The organism is Sphingomonas panacis (assembly GCF_001717955.1).
Classification (GTDB): Bacteria; Pseudomonadota; Alphaproteobacteria; order Sphingomonadales; family Sphingomonadaceae; genus Sphingomonas; species Sphingomonas panacis.
Window position 1 is genome coordinate 4,230,280 of the sequence record NZ_CP014168.1, and the last position, 16,719, is coordinate 4,246,998.

Below are 16,719 nucleotides of genomic sequence, written 5' to 3' on the forward strand. Positions count from 1 at the left end.
ATCGGTCCTCTCTGACTTCCGCACCATCCGATGGAAGCGTGACCGGAAATTCGCCGACGTCGTCCGTAACCGGGCTTACCTCACCGTAGAAGGTGCCTTCCAATCTCGTCCGTCTCATGGACGTCGGGCCGAGAAAGCGTTACGACCGAAGCGGCGCTCAAGATGACGTGAGACGGATGCGACATACATCCGTTGCCGCGAGGGCGTAGGGCTGTGATAGACGCCTATGGCCTTCCAGTAGTCGCCGGTCGCGTGCAGCCCCGACAGGAAAATCCAGCGCGCCGCCTGGACGTTGAAGCAAGGGTCCGTGATCAGCCACGCCCTGACGTCTGCGGGTCGTCTGCTCACCATCGTGGCGATCTTGGGCACCCAGTAGCTGTTGACCTGGAGTGGTCCAAGATCATGGCTACCATTGCTGTTCGGCACCTCCGCGCCGACCCAGCCACCCTCCTTGTCGCGCAGGCCCCACAGCGTCTTTTCCAGCCAGACACGACCGCCGGCGGCATTGCGAATGCATGCGGCAAGACGAGCCTCATGCTCGGGCGGCGATCTTACTGCCGCGCTGGTCGGTTGAAAGGAGAGGGTGACGACCCCCAACAGAACCAACGGCGCGAAGCGCCTGCGGTTAGCGGTCATGACCGCCTCCATGCTCGCCCCCGTGTGATGGGGCTCGTTCTGGCAGGGGTGTCGATGGAACCTGTGCTTGACGAGCGTCTCGGCCGTCTACCACACGATCGGCGCCGCCGCGTGCGCGTTCAAGGAGGTTGGAGAGCCACTGATCCAGCGATCTCGCGGCAGCCTGCGCCCGATCGGCAAAAATGGCTGCAAGGCTTTCTCTGGCAGGTGCCGACCTCTCAGCATGCTCGGCCCGCAACCGATCCTTTCGCGCCTCGCGCTGAGCGCGTTGCTCCCCGCGAAGCCGGTCCCACCGCTCTCCATGCTGGGCTGTTCGCCCCCTGACGCTGTCCCGGTCGATCCGCCCCAATCCCTGAAGCGACGAGGTCTTCTCGCCGGATCGGGCCCTGAGCCGATCAACCAGTCGCCCCTGATCCTCCGTCCAGAGCCGCGCACCAAAGCGGGCTCGCGTGATGGCCGTGTAGTAGTTTTGGCCCGTCACGAGTGGCGAGTTGACGGGCGCCAGAACATAGACTCGATCGTAGGTCTTGGATTGAGCGGAGTAGACGGTTTCGCCGTAGCCGTGGTCCCAGGTTTTGTGCTGAGAAAGGTCGATGTCTTGGCTTCGCCCACCGCGATCCCATCGTATCGTTGCGACCGAGCCGTCGAGGCGTTCCACCGTGCCGCGCTCGGCGTTCTTGAGGCCAAGCTCCTTACTGACCAAGCGCCACTGAATACGGTCACCAGCGGCGAGGTCTCGCTGCTCCTCCTTGAACACGTTGATCTGAGAGGCACGGCCAAGCCGAGGATCCCACTGGATGGTCCTGCCGTGCTCGTCGACCAGATTGACCATCTGGCGACCCCGCGCGTCCCGCCCGATCCCGATCACCTTGTATTCGGCATCTCGGGCGACGCCGAGGCCGGCATTGTCGCGGGAGAACACGACAACCTGGCCTCGGGCGTAGAAGCGCGCGAAATGCTTCTCCTGGTCCGTCATGCCCGACGGCGACAGGATCGACAGCCGGGCTTCCTCGGCCGCCAGCCCGCCCTCCGTCTTCAGCGCCTCACGGATCCGCGTGTTAACGATCAGACGGGTCGCGTTCTCCAGGACAAGGATGTTGGTCTTCGCGCGCTGCTCGGGGCTCAGCCTCGTCCAGTCGGCGACCAGCGCCTTGGCAAGGTCTTCGCTGTTGGCACCGCTGGTGACCGACTCGAGCGCCTTGAGCGATCCGTCGTAATTCTGGAGGCGGGCGAGCCGGACAGCCTGCATGATCCCATCATTCTCCTGACGGACGGGATCCTTGAGCTCGGCCTTCGGCATGCCGAGCCGCATCATCAACCAGAAGGGTTTGCCCTGCTCGATCGCCCCGGTCTGCCGTGTATCGCCGAGCAGGATCAGACGCGCTCCAGTGGCACGGCTGATCTCGAGCAGCCGCATCGCTTGCCGGTTGCCGAGCTGGCCCGCCTCGTCGACGACCAGGACATGGCTGTCGTCGAGCTTCGCTCCCCCGGTGGCAAGCAGGCTCGCCACAGTGCGCGACTCGATACTGGCCTTTTGTCCCAGTTCGCTGGCGGCAGAGGATGTGGGAGCAAGGGCGATGAGCGTCGCCCCATCCCCCACCGCCTCACGCAATGCTCCGATGATCGTCGACTTGCCCGAGCCAGCAACGCCATGCACCGCGATGACCCGGTGGTCGGATGTGCCGAGATGGAGGAGCGCTGTCCGCTGTTCGGGTTTGAGATCGCGAGCGATCCCTGCGTCGCGCAACGCCTCGACAGAGGCCAACGGCCGGGCATCGTTCAGCGCAAGCGCCAGCTGATCCGATAGCGCGATTTCCAGGCGAGCGGTCTTGCGGGTTGTTCGTCCCCGCGTGTGGATCTCATCGCCCGTCCGCTCGCGCGTTGCGAGCAGCTTCTCGCGGGCCTGATGCTCCTCAACAACTGGACGCACATCCGACAGGCGAACCTCGCCGACATGAGAGGCTAGAGCTGTTTGCAACAGCCGACCGAGATTGTTGACCGCCTCCTTGCCTTCCGATTGCCGGATACCGAACAACATTGCCCGCGCTGCGATCGGGGCCTCCACATCGACCTGACGCCCACCGATCTTCTCGGCGTCGGCCCAGGTCTGCCGCACCGCTTCGGCATGTTGCCCCAGGCGCCCTTGCCAACGTTCGCGCAGCCCTTCGAGCGACACTTTCTGCTTGGGGCCGCGGGTGGCGTAGAAGGATCTCTGACGCCCGGCCTGCCCGCCCAAACCATGCTCTTTGGCATGGGCATCGATCTGCTCGGCCCGTTGGGACATATCGGCAATCAGGCCCTTGGGCACGCCCAGGATCTCGAACAGGCCCCGGCGCGGGTCGAACTCGACGTCGTAGCCCCGCTCCCGCAGGAGGTGGGCGAGCTCATTCCGATAGACCTGGCCCGCTGTCATCTGCTCCGCGAACATGGCCCGCGTTTCGAGGCTAACCTTTTTCGCGCCATCCCGCTCATCGGTGATGTTCATGACGACGACATGCGTGTGAAGGTGGGGATCGAGCTCGCGAGAGGCGTGCTCGGTGAAACGCGCCCAGATCAGACGCCCAGTCGTCCTCTCGGTGACTTCGCCATCCACGCGATGGCGCATGAGCGCATGTTCTTCCAGATAGGAGAGCGCCGCCGTGACAGCCTTCTCATGGGCGTCGACGATCCGCTCGTCGTTTGCCACCAGAGCCATGATCGACACCGATTTGGGCGCGTTGACGGCGAAGTCCCATCCGGGATGATGCTGGATCTCGCCATCCCTGCGGCGACGGCCAAGCTGCTGCTCGCCGACTTTACCGGCTAGCAATTCCTTGAAGGTGCCGGGATCGACCTCGCCCTCCAGGCCGAGTTCGGCGGCAATCTTTCCGCCCCATTGGGACTGCTCCTCGGGTCCTTTGGTGTAATAATCGCCGACCGTATAATAGCGTGCGATGTTGGCGGGTTTGCCCTTGAGCCGGATCGGGTTGATCATGCCGGCCTCGCTGCATTGCGGGCGCCGTCATGGCGGCCGTGTTGGCTGAGGCGGAAGCCGGCCGGCTTGCCGAACAGCTCGAGTGGAGGCGGCGGGTCGGTCGCTTCCCCTTTCTCCGCAGTGCGTGGTGAAGGTGGACTAGGCTCGTCTTTCGCTGGCGGGATTTCCCGATCCATCGCTTCTTCGGGCGCAACGAACGGTAGCTCAGCACCGGGATCAGCTTGGGTCGCGCGAAGTCGCTTCGCGGAAGGCGCCTTCGGCGCGGCCGGTGGTGGCGATGATGCCGGCGCGGGGGAAACTGCGGGCTCCGGCACAGCCATCCGCACCGGAGCGGTTTGGCGTTCCTCGAAAGCGTCGGCGACGGATGCCACCTTGTTGTAGCTATCCTCGAAGCGGACCACCGGCAGGCTGCGCCCGAACCGCAGATAGCCCATGAGGTTGGGCAGGTTGGTGACCTCGGTGTGCATGACCAGCGGGCGGGTCACCTGCATGCGCGAGAGGTTCACACCGTCGCGCATGTCGTTCACGCCATAGGACATGCCCTCATTGGCCTCGACCTGTTCGACCTGCCCCAGGTTCTCGCTGACATGCTTTGCGGTGGGGGTGTCGTTGGCGCGCAGCGCCACCCAGGTCGAGCAGTAGCCGGTGATCGCGGCTGCATCCTGGATGCCGTACGTGGCTTCGAGCTGCGGGTAGCTCTGGAAACCGAGGATGCCGCAGCCGCCATATTTCCGGGCGCGGGCGAGGAAATCGCCGAGCGAGGGCAGACGCTGGAGCGTGGGAAGCTCGTCGATCACGCAATAGAGGCGTCGGTTGCGATCGGGCGTCATGCTCATGATCGCGCTGATCGCGATATCGAGCCATACCGTGATCAGGGGGCGCAACGAGGGAAGCTGGTCCGCCTTAACGGTGATGAAGAGCCAGCTGTCGTCCTTCTCGTTGGCGACCCAGTCGCGGATCGAGAAGCCGTCGGCGGTATCATCGAGATAGGAGAAGCTGCGCATCACCGAGGCGAGCTCTGCCTGGATGCCGGCGCTGGTGCGCTCACCCTCGGTGGAGATGAAGGCTGCCGCATCGGTGCCGGCGGCAAAAGCGGCGAGGTCCTTCAGCTTGGAGCGCAGCAGCGTGTCCAGCAGGATCGAAACGAGGGTGCGCTCCTGCCGCGCCAGCTTCCGCATGACGGCGACCAGCGTGCCTCGCGCAGCCTTCGCCCAGAAGGGATCGCCGGCTTTGTCGGGGATCGTCGACTCGGCGATCTGGTCGTAGTGATAGTCTCTTGGCACATCGACCCAGGGCGACCAGCAGTCCGCCCGGCCATCGAGCGGGTTGAGGAGAACATCGATCCCCGGCCGATAGAATTTTTCCACGAATGTGCCGGCGGTGTCGTAGACGATCGCGCGGCGCTTCCGCTTGCGGATGCCGTCGAGCATCTTGACGATGATGTTGGTCTTGCCGGTGCCGGGGGCACCGCAGATGAGGATGTGTTCCGGCTCGAACGCGTCGGGGACATTCACCCCGCCGATATCGAAGCTGCCCTTCGCATAGCGCCACAACGCACGGCGGACCTGCCGCACCGTGCCGAACCGCGCGCCGCGTAGAAACTGGTTGGAACCGAGCCCCCGCCCCGTCCGGGTGAAGTAAAACCAGGCCCACCCCAGCATGGCGAGGGCGAAGAGACCGGCGAGCAGCGCGCCATGGAGAACGTACGTCTCGAAGGCGGCGAGTGTCTTGTGCGCGACGCCGGAACTGACGAGCCCTTTGGGTGTGGTCCAGTATTGCTTGCCAGCCGGCGTCTTGAACAGGATCGGGGTCGCGTTGCCGGGAAGCGTGTTGCCCATGAAGTAGGCCTGCGTGACCTTGAGCATCACGAAGCGCTCATACTCGGACGACTTTTCGAGCGCGAACCAGACGGTGCCGCCGACCCAGATCACCAGCCCGGCGAGGAGGGTCTGGTAGAAGACCTGGGTGGTCATGCGGACGTTATGAACGATGGCCTGGCCTCCTCTCGTCCAGGAGCCGAGCGTATCGTGGCGGAAGATGCTCATGGCCGGTCCTGCTCGGGATCGAGCAGCCCCCTTTCCCGGAGGAGGCGGCGGGCTTCGCCCAACCCCTTCTGGAGGATGTCGGGAGATCGCTCACCCACCGACGTCGCGAGGATCGCGAAGGCCTGGATGGCGGTCGCGTGGAGCTCGTCGAAGCGGGCATGATAGCCCGATGGATCGGCGCCTTCGAAGCGCTCGAGGATGTCGCGACAATAGGTCGCGGCACCGAGACCGGCATTGCGCGCCTGTACAGTAAGGCTCGCATAGAGGTCGTCGTCTATGCGGATCGTGATGCGTGCCAAGCGGCGGACTCCTTGTCCGGCACGCCAGCAACGTGGTGAAGCGTCGTCCTTATAGTCGAATTACGCCCCGATCTCAACAATTTATCAGAACTGCCGGTGGCAGCCACATAGTGCCGAGCGCGATCAGCTACTTAGTCTGCGATATCGCATGGGCTGGCTGCCAGCGGCAGCCGATCAGTGCCGAACCGGCTGCCGCGCCGTGCCGACAGGAAACGGCGGAAATCCGGGCGATTCGCGCCTGCAGCACCCGTGCGTGGGGTGCATTACAACCGCCTCCGGCGTGCGTCCCTCCTCCGCAGCGCGCTTGCCCGCTGCGCCCGTCCGACTCAGGTCGGCGGGGCTCTCCCCAAACCGGAACCGGGCAGGGTCAAATCGGCTCCGCTCGTGGGGAAAGCATTGCATGGGGTCAGCCCTTGAGAGATAGTCGGCGGTGGCGGGCAGACCTCCTTTTTTGAAGGAGTCAAAGAATGCCCAAGATGACGGAACGTGAGCGGCTCGCGAAGATCGAGGCCGATCAGCATAGTCTCGCTCGGGAAGCTGAGACGGTGCGGCGGGGATTGCGCGCGTATTATGGAAAGCTGGTGACGGAATTGCCGGTCGAACGCCTGAGCGAGCGCGAGTTTCGCGATGTGCTGGGTCAGGCAATCCGGGTTGGTGGTGGCGCCGCGATTGCCGCGCTCAAGGAGTTGGCTGCGCCCGCTGTCCAGGGTGAAACGCCCGCCGGATCGCCTCGCAAGCGGGCGACCGCTGCCCCCGCTGGCGGTGAGGATGCCTCCAAGACCGTGCATCCTTAGCGGAAAGGGGAGCGACGTTGGCGGGCGGAACGCCCCGCAAAAGGAGCGAGGTGGGGGAAACCGTTCGGGTTTCCCCCGCTCGTGCCAAAGGCACGACAAGGGGCCGGGAGCGGTCGGCCGCCCCGGCCTCCTTTTCGGTGCCTTGCCCGTCAGGCCGCTATGACGCGGCGCTTCTTCTTGATGGGCACGGCGGGTTCCTGATCGGCCCGCATGAAAACGTGAGTGGGGACGCGGTGGCCTTGGCTTGGGTTAAACAGGTCATAGAGGCTCGACTGGATGCCCGACCCTTCGCACAAGAGCGCTTCCACCGGCATAAGCTCGGCGATGTTGCGATTGCGCCGGAAGGCTTTGCCGTTGCCCCGGCCATAGAGTCCGAACGCGATGCACACGGCACCCCGTTGCGCGGCCCATGCGGCGGCGGCTGCATCCACCCCGAGACGCTGCCCGGTGGTGACAAGCACCATGTTCGGAATGCGCGTCCTGATCTGGTCGAGCCTGCCCCAGATGATACGCCAGTCATGCCAGTCCTGCGGACCGGACACGACGACGACGGGGCCTTGCGGGTCGTAGCGGTCGCGCCGCCGTTCGGATCGCGCCCGCAGGAAGTCGAGCGCTGAAATCTGGCTGGCGGTGGTGACATGGGACGCGCGCGACCCTTTGGCAGGCGACCATGGGCGACCGGCATAAGCGCGATACATCGCGGCGGCATAGTCGCGCATTGCCTCCATGGCGGTGCGCTGTTCGGCGACCGACTGGCATTCAAGCTGGGTGTCCTCAAGCTCCTTGTTGAACACCTCGCCCGGTTCCAGTCGGCGGGCCATGTCGCGCAAGGTGTCGGCAAGCCGATCCTCGCGGCCTTCCAGCCGGTTCGCGACAAAGTGGAAGCTGTTGACGAAGCCCCACGCCAATTCCGGCGCGAGCGGGTCCAGCCGCGTATCGCAGAGCAGGTCGAAAATGGCGGCGACGATGCCGCCGCATTCGGCCTGCGCGGCGATGGGATCGGGCATTGCATGTTCGGCGGGTTCGTCGCCCGGTTCCATGATCGAAAGCGGGATGGGATCACCGAAGGATGCCACGAAATCGGGCGTGGCGGTGAGTTCGGCATAGAGTTCCGGCAGGTCGGCTAAGCTGCTAACGCTGCGCAAGGCCGTTGGCTTGCTCATGGGATGCACTCCTTGGGATGGGAGACGGTTCAGGACCGGGGAAGCGTTCCAGCGCTCCCCCGGCCCGCCATGGCTGCCTTAGAAGGGCACCTCATCGTCAAGGCTGCGCCCGCCGCCGGTATAACCGCCGTCCGGTCCTGCCGTGCTGCCGCCGGAGAAGCCGCCGCCGGTCCGTCCCCCGAACCCGCCGCCCGCGCGCGCGCCGCTCGAACGCCCGCCGAAGCCGCCGCCCTGCGTCTCGCGCTCCCGTTCGCGCCGCCACTGGACGTCAAAGCCGTTGGTCTCGTCCCCGAAAAGGGCGATGGGCAGCGGCTCGCGGAAGCTCGGATCGTCGATCATGCCGGACAGGAACACCTCGTCATTGGAGCGCATCTTGCGTTCCCAGACGACGCCGATCTGGATTTCGTCGCCCGCCCGGTTCGTCTCGTAAATCTCGTAGACGGGGGCGCTGTCGGACTGGCGGCCCTCGACGCGACGCATGATGAGGTAAGGAAAACGCATCTCGCGGGTGGCGATCTTGCCGATGATATCGCTGGCGCGCTCGTCGAACTTGAAGTTACCTATCTTCATGACTTCAACCTTTCTCTGTCCTGTGGTCCGTTTCTCTTTCCCGGCCACATTTGAACCCTACTCCCTCCCCTCCATTTCTTCCATGGCATTGATTTCTTGACAGACTTTCATCGTACCTGGTGAGCCTGAGCAAGAAACAGCCGCGAAGCGGCCAACAGACCTGAAGACGCACCGGCCGCGCTAGCGGACGGTTCTGCAGACATGGAAAAGGGAGCGTGGGCCGGCCGACATGTCATCGCACCCGGAGCCGCCTTCGCAGGTCCGAAGGCGCAGGACCGGGCTCTTGGACACAACAGGCACGGGAGGGGCTTAGCGGAGCTTGGCAAAAAGGGGCCGGCGCTTCCGTTGAAAACGGACAAACATCGCCGGCCCCTTTTTGCCTAGCGTAGCTTTGCCCCGACGCAACTCGTTGTGTCCGAAACCGGTTCTGCAACGCGCGGATCCTGCGAAGGCGGCGAAGGGGGCGATGGCATGTCCGCTGGCTCCACGATCCGCATCGCGCGTCAGCGCGATTCCTTAGGCGAAGCCTGCATTGCGATGGTCGTGCCGCATGGTCTTACGCCCCAGGAAGGAACGCCCTCCCTGCCCCGCGCCCCTGCGGAAGGGATCGTAACCGCGTCAGCGGCCAAGACCCGCAGGGGCTTGGTCGGAGCGCAGCGGAGATAGAGCCCGGTGCCCGCTCGCGGGCATCCGCCCCCTGCCTTGCTGTCTGGGCGGCCCCATCGGCCCTCGAACTGCTCGACCAAATCGGAGAGAAGATGCAGACTGTCCGCATCCGCAAAGGGGGCCGGCCGGCCTCATCCGCCGGGTATATCCCTTACGCCGCGACGATGGTCTCGCCGGACTGCGCTGTCCTGTGATTGGCAAACGGGTGCAAATCTTTAGACTGGCGTCATGCAGTTCAAGGCGCGAAATCTGAGACCGATTGCCGAGATGGTGGTGGGGAACAAGGACCACCAATGGTTCCAGTACAGGAGCAGCTACTACATCACGCGCTTCTTCGAAGAATGCGAGATGGACTTCGCCCATGACGGATCGTCACGGGTGCCATGGGCAGAGGGAGTGCTGGCCGAGCTTCTGAACGATCCACAGCCAGCGGCTAACCAGCTCCCCGAGCGCTTCGCGATCGTGCTGCGCACCCTTATGGACAAGCGCGAAGCGCAGGATGGCGACGCCGATCGTGCGCTCGCGCTGGCGGCCCTTAACGTACCGCTCGGGCGCGAAGGCTATGAGGGCTATTACGGCGAGGACGGGCAGTTCTACATTCGGCATGTGGAGACGCGTACGGTGTCTTCGCCGGTCAATCTCTATCGGCCGCTCACACCTGTCGAGGCGGAACGGCGCAGCCTGCTAATCGCCTATCTGGACCGCTGCTCGGAAGACGAGCTGATCGAGGAAGTGCTGCTGCCGATGTTCCGGCACCTTGGGTATCAGCGGATCACCAGCGTCGGCCACAAGGACAAGGCGCTTGAATATGGGAAGGACGTGTGGATGCGGTACAAGCTGCCGACCGAGCACGTCATCTATTTCGGCATCCAGGCGAAGAAGGGCAAACTCGATTCAGCGGGCGCCACGAAAGGCACGAATGCGAACGTGTCGGAGATCTATCAGCAGGTCCTGATGATGCTCGGACATGAGGTGTTCGACAGCGACACGAACAAGAAGGCGCTGGTCGACCATGCCTTTATCGTCGCCGGCGGGGAGATCACCAAAGCGGCGAGAAACTGGCTCGGCGGCGTGCTCAATGCATCGCAGCGAAGCCAGATCATGTTCATGGACCGCGAGCATATCCTGAACCTCTACACCGCGCACCGCTTGGAGCTGCCAAGAGCGGCCCAGCCGGCCAAGCCGACCCCATGGGGCGAGATGGAGGACGACGTGCCGTTTTAGTCGCGCATACCCGCAATCTCGGCTTTCACTCCTTCGCGCTGATGTGGTGATCGGCCTCGTCTTGTCCAATCACCATGCATGGCACGGTACGGAACCCGGCGGCTCGACAATAAGCAATCGGGCTACCTCACGCAGCTGTCCACTCGACATTTTCGTGGCGCGGCTTGGCCCGGCTCGTTCCAGTCTTGCGGCGAACTGGTTGCGGGCGAACCGGCCCTGCGGCAGAAAGAACGATCAGCGAACAACTCGGGTAGGAATGAGTCCGCGGCAGCGATCGTTTCAAACCTTCAGGGATCGGGAAAAGAGACGCGTGGCCTCCTCGACGATCATCAATATCCCCACCGACGACAAGGTGTTCGAGAGCAACTGCATCCCGCTGTTTGCGGGGCTTCTCAATGACCCCAACGTCAAGCTTCTCGGGACCCGAGGCAAAAAGCAGTTCGGACTCGATCTGATCGGCAAGCGGGATCGCGATCCCGCTCAGCCCGTCGGTATCCAGTGCAAGCTCATCACGCGCGGCGCTAAACTGACCGAAGCAGTCATACGCAAGGAAGTTAGCCAGGCGATGGGCATCAAGCCGGCGCTGACCGAGTTTTACATCGTCACCACAGCGACCGACGAGCCTGCCCACGACTTCCTCGCGATCGAGCTGGCGCAGGATCAGGCAAAACTTGGCCGGACGGTGGATATCCAGATTTGGGGCTGGGACACGCTACAGGAGAAGATCCGCAACGATCCCAAGGCGCTTGCCGCCTTCGATCCCGACTATAGCGCTTCAACCAGGCGGCTGCTCGAACTGGGCAGTGAAACGCTTTCCGGACAGGCAGAGATTCGGGCGCAGAACGAGCAGACACATCAGCATCTCGAGGTGATCCTGGCGACGATCACGACCAGCCCGCTCGACACGGCTCGCAGCGCCTTCGATCAGCATCTCGACGCGCAGATCGATCAGTATCGTGACATGCTGAACGCCGGCAAGCCGCGCACGGCCTTGGGTTTGCTCGAGGTACTGGACAAGAGCCTCGACGATGCAAATGCAGCCTCGATCCGCGCTCGCGTGAAGGTCAATATCGCGATCACGCGGATGAAGCTCGGCGACGAGACGGGCACCGGGACCCTTCTGGAAGAAGCATATGCGCTCAATCCGACCGATCCACGCACGCGGGCAAACAGGATCCTTGCGCTTGCCATCAAAGGTGATCTGGCCGGGGCGTGGGCGTTCGCGCAGGAAGTACTGACCGAAGATCCTGGCAATGCTGGCGCCGCCGCGCTCGCCTTCCAGGTCGCGTCGATGGATAAAGTCGATCGCGACCCGATGGCGATCGTCCCCGCCGACCTCCTCGACGATCATGGCGTCCGTATCCACCAGATCAGCTATCTTCGCCAGAAGGGCGCGCCCGACAGCTGGTGGGCCTTGGCCGCCGAAACGCTAGAGCGCTTCCCGGACGATGGGAATTCCGTCCGGATGGCGGGTGACGCGCTGATAGACGAGGCTCTTTCGGGCGATGTCGTCGAGCGCCTCGGCCCTGTGCCCGAAGGTCGGCGAACAAAGCTCCGCGAGGGCGCGGCGTTGCTGCAGCGGCACTGGGACGAAGTTCGGCACTATGAGCAAGCGGCCGAGCCGAATTGGTGTATGGTGGGCTACAATCTCATCACCGCCTACAGGGCGCTGGGCGAACTACAAGCGGCGAAGCGGGTCGCGGGGGAGGTTCTGGCGACAGGAACCAAGGACCCCGATGCGGCGCTGAGTGCCGCCTGGGTGGCGATCGACCGCGACGAATTCGCCGAGGCGGAGAAGGTCCTGCGAAGCGTCCCGATCGCCAACACGGCTGTCCTTCCGCTTCTCGTGGCGCTTTCCAATCTCCACAAATGGACCGAAGTGATTGAAGAGGCGACGTGCGAGCGCCGTGAGCAGCTGCCCGCGTCGGCGCGGCAACTGTTCGACGTGCTGGTCTTCCGCGCGCGGCATGCCGGGAAGACCGGCGCAGACCTCGAGGAGGATGTCGAGCGGCTGCTGGACCGCTGGCCACTGGGCGTCGGGGCGCATATCGCCGTGAGCGATATCTATAGATCGGCAAAGCCCGAAGCGGTCGCGACAATGGCTGCGAAGACGCGCTCTCTCATCACATCGCAGACGAGTTACTCGGACCGGGTGATGTTCGCGCAGCTCTCTCTGTTTCGGGAGGCCTGGGACGATATCATCGAGGCGCTGGACGGGTTTGTCGCGCTCGATCAACCCTCCGAGCCACTGGCCTGGCTAGCGCACGCCTTCGCGAACGCGGCGCCGCAGGCAAGGACGTCGCCCTTCTACAAATCGCTTGGACCTTCGGTGATCGCCCTGCCCCGCTTTGCGCGACTGGCGGGCGCAGCTGAACATAACAGGGGCGATCTTAAGGCCGCGGAGCGCTACCTGCGCTCGGCGATCTCAGCGAACTCGACCGACCTGCGCGCGACACTTCTGCTCTCGAGCACGCTGATGCGCGGCAATCGTGGTGCCGCGGCGCGAGACCTGATCGCGGGCGTGGATGACGATACCGTGGACGGCTCTCCCGACGACCTCATGCGGCTGGCGCACCGCCATCGCAACGCCGGTGAAACCGCAAGAGCGCTGAGGCTGGCATACCGTGTGGCGGCGACCCACCGCCGCGAAGAGAGCGTGGTTTCTGCCTATCCCGCCCTCATCTTCATGAACGAGGCGCTCCCCGCGCCGATCGGTCATGCGGGCCCCGCGCAGACCGGCTTCTGGTTCGATCTCAAAGGTCTGGACGGTGTGCGGGACGTAACCGGCATCATCGACGATGAGGAGATACCGGGCATCGACCATTATGCGCCCGATCATCCTTTGGCGGCAGCGCTCGCGGGAAAATCGGTGGACGATATCATCGAAATGCCGGCCGAGATCTGGGACCCGCGGCGCTACCGCGTGCGGGCGCTCAAGCACAAATATATCTGGCTTCTCCACGACATCATGGCGTCGCACGCCGCGCGCTTCCCGGCGGCACGATCGATGTTCGAGATGACCATGAAGGACGGCGATGTGCAGCCGATTCTCGATGTGGTCCGGGACCTCCAGAGCAACGACGATTTCGTCGCCTCGACCTACACATCTCATCCGGTGCCACTGGCCGCGATCGCGGCGATGTCGAATCGGACTGTCCTACAACTGGCCGAGCATCTGACGATGACCGGGACAAACCTGCGCACCTGTGTCGGCGCTGAGGATGAGCGCAAGGAAGCGGCGATGTTTGTGCGCCAGGCCCGTGGCAAGGGGGTTGCGCTCGATACGCTGACCGTTTGGCAACTGCGCGAACTGGGTCATCTCCAGACTGCCAGGGAATATTTCGGGCGACTGTGCATCGCTCGTTCGACGATGGACGAACTGATCGAGCTGCGAGCGAAAATCGAGAGCAACCGCGGTCGCGAGTTTATGACCATGGGTTTCGAGGGCGATCAGGCGTGGCGTCAGGTCCACAGCCCGGAGGACACCGAGAAACGGATTGACTGGGTGAATGCGATCATCGCGGATCTCGAGACCAATTGCGAGATCCTGCCGGTCGACGGGTCGCTCGACAGCCGGCTCGACAAGCTCTTCGACAATTTCGGGTCGAAAGACATATTCGATCCTATCAATCTGGCGCGGACGGAGGATGTCATCATCCTCTCGGAGGACTTGAACCTGCGTCAGTATGCGGCAAGCCAGGGCGTCAAGGGCGGCGCCTGGCTGCAGGTGGTCCTTCATCTGTTTGCGCTGAATGGACGGATCACCCAGGCAGAGTATCTCGTCGCAGTGGGAATGCTCGGGGCTATGCGCCACGATCATCTCTGGCTCGACGCACAGACGCTGCTGCAAATGCTGGTCCTTGATGATCCGCGGGCTTTCGCGCTGTTCGAGGCCGCCATCCGTTTCATGGGCGGCCGCAATGCCGACATGCCGTCGCATATCGGGGTCTCGATCGATATGATGCGAGGCGTCTGGACGTTGAAGCTTCCCGCCTGGCAGCAAGGCCGGGCGATCGGCCGCTTATTGGACCAGTTGGTACGATCGCGGCCTAATGACTGGAAGGCCGCCCTGCATGTTGTCGACATTGAGTTGGCGAAGCATGTCAGGGCCAGGGATCATCTGGCGTGTCGCGCGCGGGACTATCTTGAGGATTGGATCAGAGGCCATTTCTTCGATCTTGGGGAAATCCGCTCCAGGGAGCGTGTCACGGAGTCGGTACTTCGGCCGCGCAGGATGAAGATGGCCAAAAAGTCTCGCGGAAAAAGTGCCGCAAAGCGTTAAGATCGGTGCCGGCAGCGGCAGGATTCCGTCAAGGCGCAGTGCGGATTTGAAGCACGATGTTGAATGATCATCGTACCATTTCGCCTGCGGTTCGAACCGGCTAGAGTGGGTGGGCGCAAGCGCATTCGCAGTCCAATGTGACTGCGCGCGCTGCGGCCGATTCAACAGGTAAGAGAGTATCGTGCATGAATAATTCCGATATCGCAGAGGCGGTTGCCACCAGTCACGGCATTGCAAAGACCGAGGCGAAGAAGCTCGTTGATGCAGTGTTCGCGACGATCGCAGACGGCGTCGCAAAGGGCGAAGAGGTTTCGCTGCCCGGCTTCGGCAAATTCAAGGTCAAGGATCAGCCTGAGCGCCAGGGCCGCAATCCCTCAACCGGTGAAGCGATCACGATCGCGGCGTCCAAGAAGCTCGGGTTCACGCCTGCCAAGGCGGTGAAGGACCGCCTGAACGGCTAGCACCAACCAAGAGGCGCCGTCAGTCTGCGTAGCAGCTGTTGGCGCCTTTCGCAGCGCATCACGATCGGGGGCAACGATGAAGATATTGCTGTCCGGCCTCGCTTTGCTCGGCACGTTGCTGTTCACCCAAACGGCTTGGGGTCAGGCCACCACCCGCCCTTGTGGGACACACGAAGCGGTTGGCCCTGCCTGCCTGCTGACCCGGCAAAGTCTCGCATCACTGCCATCGGGACCGCTCTACTGGCACCTGGACCGCTTCGCCTCACAGGAGGCTGCCGAGCACGCGGCAGCGTCTACCAGTTCTGTCGTAAAGGCCTTCGGGGAGGTTTGGCTCTTCACCATTGAGAGCCGGTCGTGGCGGGCAAAAGGCGGCAAACACGCATCGCCCGTAGGGCCGCTCCCGGTCCAGCCCGCGCAGAGCTACGCCGCCGAATATCTGCGGTCGATCTTCACGCCGGGCATGACATCCCCGCTCCATGTCCATTCTGGGCCCGAGGCATTTTACGCGGTAAGCGGGGACACCTGTCTCGAGACGCCCGAGGGCGTTCAGCTTGGCCGAGGCCGCGGCAACAGCCTCGTGATCAGAGGCGGCCCTCCGATGCTGCTGATGGCCACGGGAAAGGCGCCACGGAAAAGCTTTGCTCTCATCCTGCACGATGCCAGCCAGCCGCCGACGACGTTGATCCACGACTGGCATCCGCAGGGCCTATGCGAGCGCAGGTTTTCAAAAAGAAAACCGAGATAAGGGCTGGCGCGCGGGCAGCGTTTCGGACGATGGGTGGCGAGCGATCCAAGGCTTAGCCGAGCAGGCGCCTCGCCGCTTCAAGTCCGCGGCGAGCGCCTTCATGCGCCCCGCGTGGCTGCGTCTTGTTCCGGCTTGGCCTTGACCGCGGATTCGCCCCAATCTTCCTTCATATGCTCGATTTCGCCCGTTGCGCGACGCTGTTCCTGGGCCATCGACTGGGTAATCCGCCGACGCTCTTCCTTGGCGAAGGCCTTCACCTTCGCGCGCGGGTCATCCAGCCACGCCGCGAGTTGAGCGTGCTCAGCACGATCCGCCTCGACCGATCCATAGTCACCGGTCAGAATGCCGCGTTCGCCGAGGACGCGCGAGACGCGTCCCAGCAGATCGTCCCCTGCATCGAGCCGGTCGACGACATCCATGCAGATTACGAAGATCGGCTCGGCGCCCTGGTAGGCGGCCAGCGTATCGAGGACAAAGGCGAGGTCGTCCCGATCACCCCTGGCGACGATTTCCCGCAGCGGGCCGGAAGCCTCCTCGGCCAGGTTCGGGAAGACGTTACGAAATAGCTGGCCACCGCGATATTCATGGAACCGCGGGTCCGTCCGGTACCATTCGCTCGTCGCAGCAAGAAGTTGGCGTGGGTTCTCGGCGAGAACTGTGCCTAGCTCATGAAGGTCGGACGGGATTACTTCATACCGGATCGGATCGCTCCTGGCTGCCGCGCGGCGATGAAGGTGAGACAGCAGCGTCAATCAAGATGAGACTCCGTTTGAGCCTGTCGGCGTAGGGCGTAGCCCGCAGCCGACAGGCTCAAACGGAAGCCCTTTCGAAGGGCTTTGGTGGTCGTGGCCGACCTACAT

General features: G+C 63.6%; 12 protein-coding genes. 5 read left to right on the plus strand and 7 right to left on the minus strand.

All coding sequences use genetic code 11. The features are described from left to right. Positions 1-114: 114 nt before the first annotated feature. Genes J0A91_RS19515 through J0A91_RS19530 form a run of 4 tightly spaced genes read right to left on the minus strand, consistent with a single transcriptional unit; the run spans position 115 to position 5,954 of the window. Positions 115-636 (minus strand): lytic transglycosylase domain-containing protein, encoded by a 522-nt coding sequence (locus tag J0A91_RS19515; protein ID WP_240502093.1) that lies wholly within the window; start codon positions 634-636, stop codon positions 115-117. After that, positions 626-3,610 carry a MobF family relaxase gene (gene mobF / locus J0A91_RS19520; protein ID WP_069206289.1) on the minus strand — a complete coding sequence of 995 codons (2,985 nt, stop codon included), beginning with the start codon at positions 3,608-3,610 and terminating at the stop codon, positions 626-628. The genes J0A91_RS19515 and mobF overlap by 11 nt, the downstream gene beginning before the upstream one ends. Next, positions 3,607-5,655 carry a type IV secretion system DNA-binding domain-containing protein gene (locus J0A91_RS19525; protein WP_069206290.1) on the minus strand — a complete coding sequence of 683 codons (2,049 nt, stop codon included), beginning with the start codon at positions 5,653-5,655 and terminating at the stop codon, positions 3,607-3,609. The genes mobF and J0A91_RS19525 overlap by 4 nt, the downstream gene beginning before the upstream one ends. Continuing rightward, on the minus strand, positions 5,652-5,954 hold the full coding sequence (locus J0A91_RS19530) for a hypothetical protein (RefSeq protein ID WP_069206291.1): 303 nt from the start codon (positions 5,952-5,954) through the stop codon (positions 5,652-5,654). The genes J0A91_RS19525 and J0A91_RS19530 overlap by 4 nt, the downstream gene beginning before the upstream one ends. A gap of 467 nt (positions 5,955-6,421) precedes the next feature. Between J0A91_RS19530 and J0A91_RS19535 the strand changes: the two genes are divergently transcribed. Then, positions 6,422-6,748 (plus strand): hypothetical protein, encoded by a 327-nt coding sequence (locus J0A91_RS19535; RefSeq protein WP_069206292.1) that lies wholly within the window; start codon positions 6,422-6,424, stop codon positions 6,746-6,748. A gap of 149 nt (positions 6,749-6,897) precedes the next feature. Here J0A91_RS19535 and J0A91_RS19540 read toward each other — a convergent pair whose 3' ends face one another. Then, positions 6,898-7,911 (minus strand): DUF2493 domain-containing protein, encoded by a 1,014-nt coding sequence (locus tag J0A91_RS19540; protein WP_069206293.1) that lies wholly within the window; start codon positions 7,909-7,911, stop codon positions 6,898-6,900. Positions 7,912-7,989: 78 nt separating this feature from the next. Further along, positions 7,990-8,529 (minus strand): DUF736 domain-containing protein, encoded by a 540-nt coding sequence (locus J0A91_RS19545; RefSeq protein ID WP_240502094.1) that lies wholly within the window; start codon positions 8,527-8,529, stop codon positions 7,990-7,992. 846 nt (positions 8,530-9,375) lie between these two features. On the opposite strand from J0A91_RS19545, the gene J0A91_RS19550 reads away from it, so the two are divergent. From J0A91_RS19550 to J0A91_RS19565, 4 genes are all read left to right on the plus strand, one after another. After that, positions 9,376-10,371: a hypothetical protein gene (locus J0A91_RS19550; RefSeq protein ID WP_069206295.1), complete on the plus strand. Its 996-nt coding sequence runs from the start codon at positions 9,376-9,378 to the stop codon at positions 10,369-10,371. A 310-nt stretch (positions 10,372-10,681) separates the two neighbouring features. Then, on the plus strand, positions 10,682-14,653 hold the full coding sequence (locus J0A91_RS19555; protein WP_069206296.1) for a tetratricopeptide repeat protein: 3,972 nt from the start codon (positions 10,682-10,684) through the stop codon (positions 14,651-14,653). A 185-nt stretch (positions 14,654-14,838) separates the two neighbouring features. Beyond that, on the plus strand, positions 14,839-15,114 hold the full coding sequence (locus J0A91_RS19560; RefSeq protein ID WP_069206297.1) for an HU family DNA-binding protein: 276 nt from the start codon (positions 14,839-14,841) through the stop codon (positions 15,112-15,114). A gap of 76 nt (positions 15,115-15,190) precedes the next feature. Continuing rightward, on the plus strand, positions 15,191-15,859 hold the full coding sequence (locus tag J0A91_RS19565; RefSeq protein ID WP_069206298.1) for a hypothetical protein: 669 nt from the start codon (positions 15,191-15,193) through the stop codon (positions 15,857-15,859). A gap of 98 nt (positions 15,860-15,957) precedes the next feature. On the opposite strand, the gene J0A91_RS19570 is transcribed toward J0A91_RS19565, so the two are convergent. Then, the gene (locus tag J0A91_RS19570; RefSeq protein WP_069206299.1) at positions 15,958-16,611 is read right to left on the minus strand and encodes a hypothetical protein; all 654 of its coding nucleotides are present in this window, start codon (positions 16,609-16,611) and stop codon (positions 15,958-15,960) included. Between the last annotated feature and the right edge of the window lie 108 nt (positions 16,612-16,719).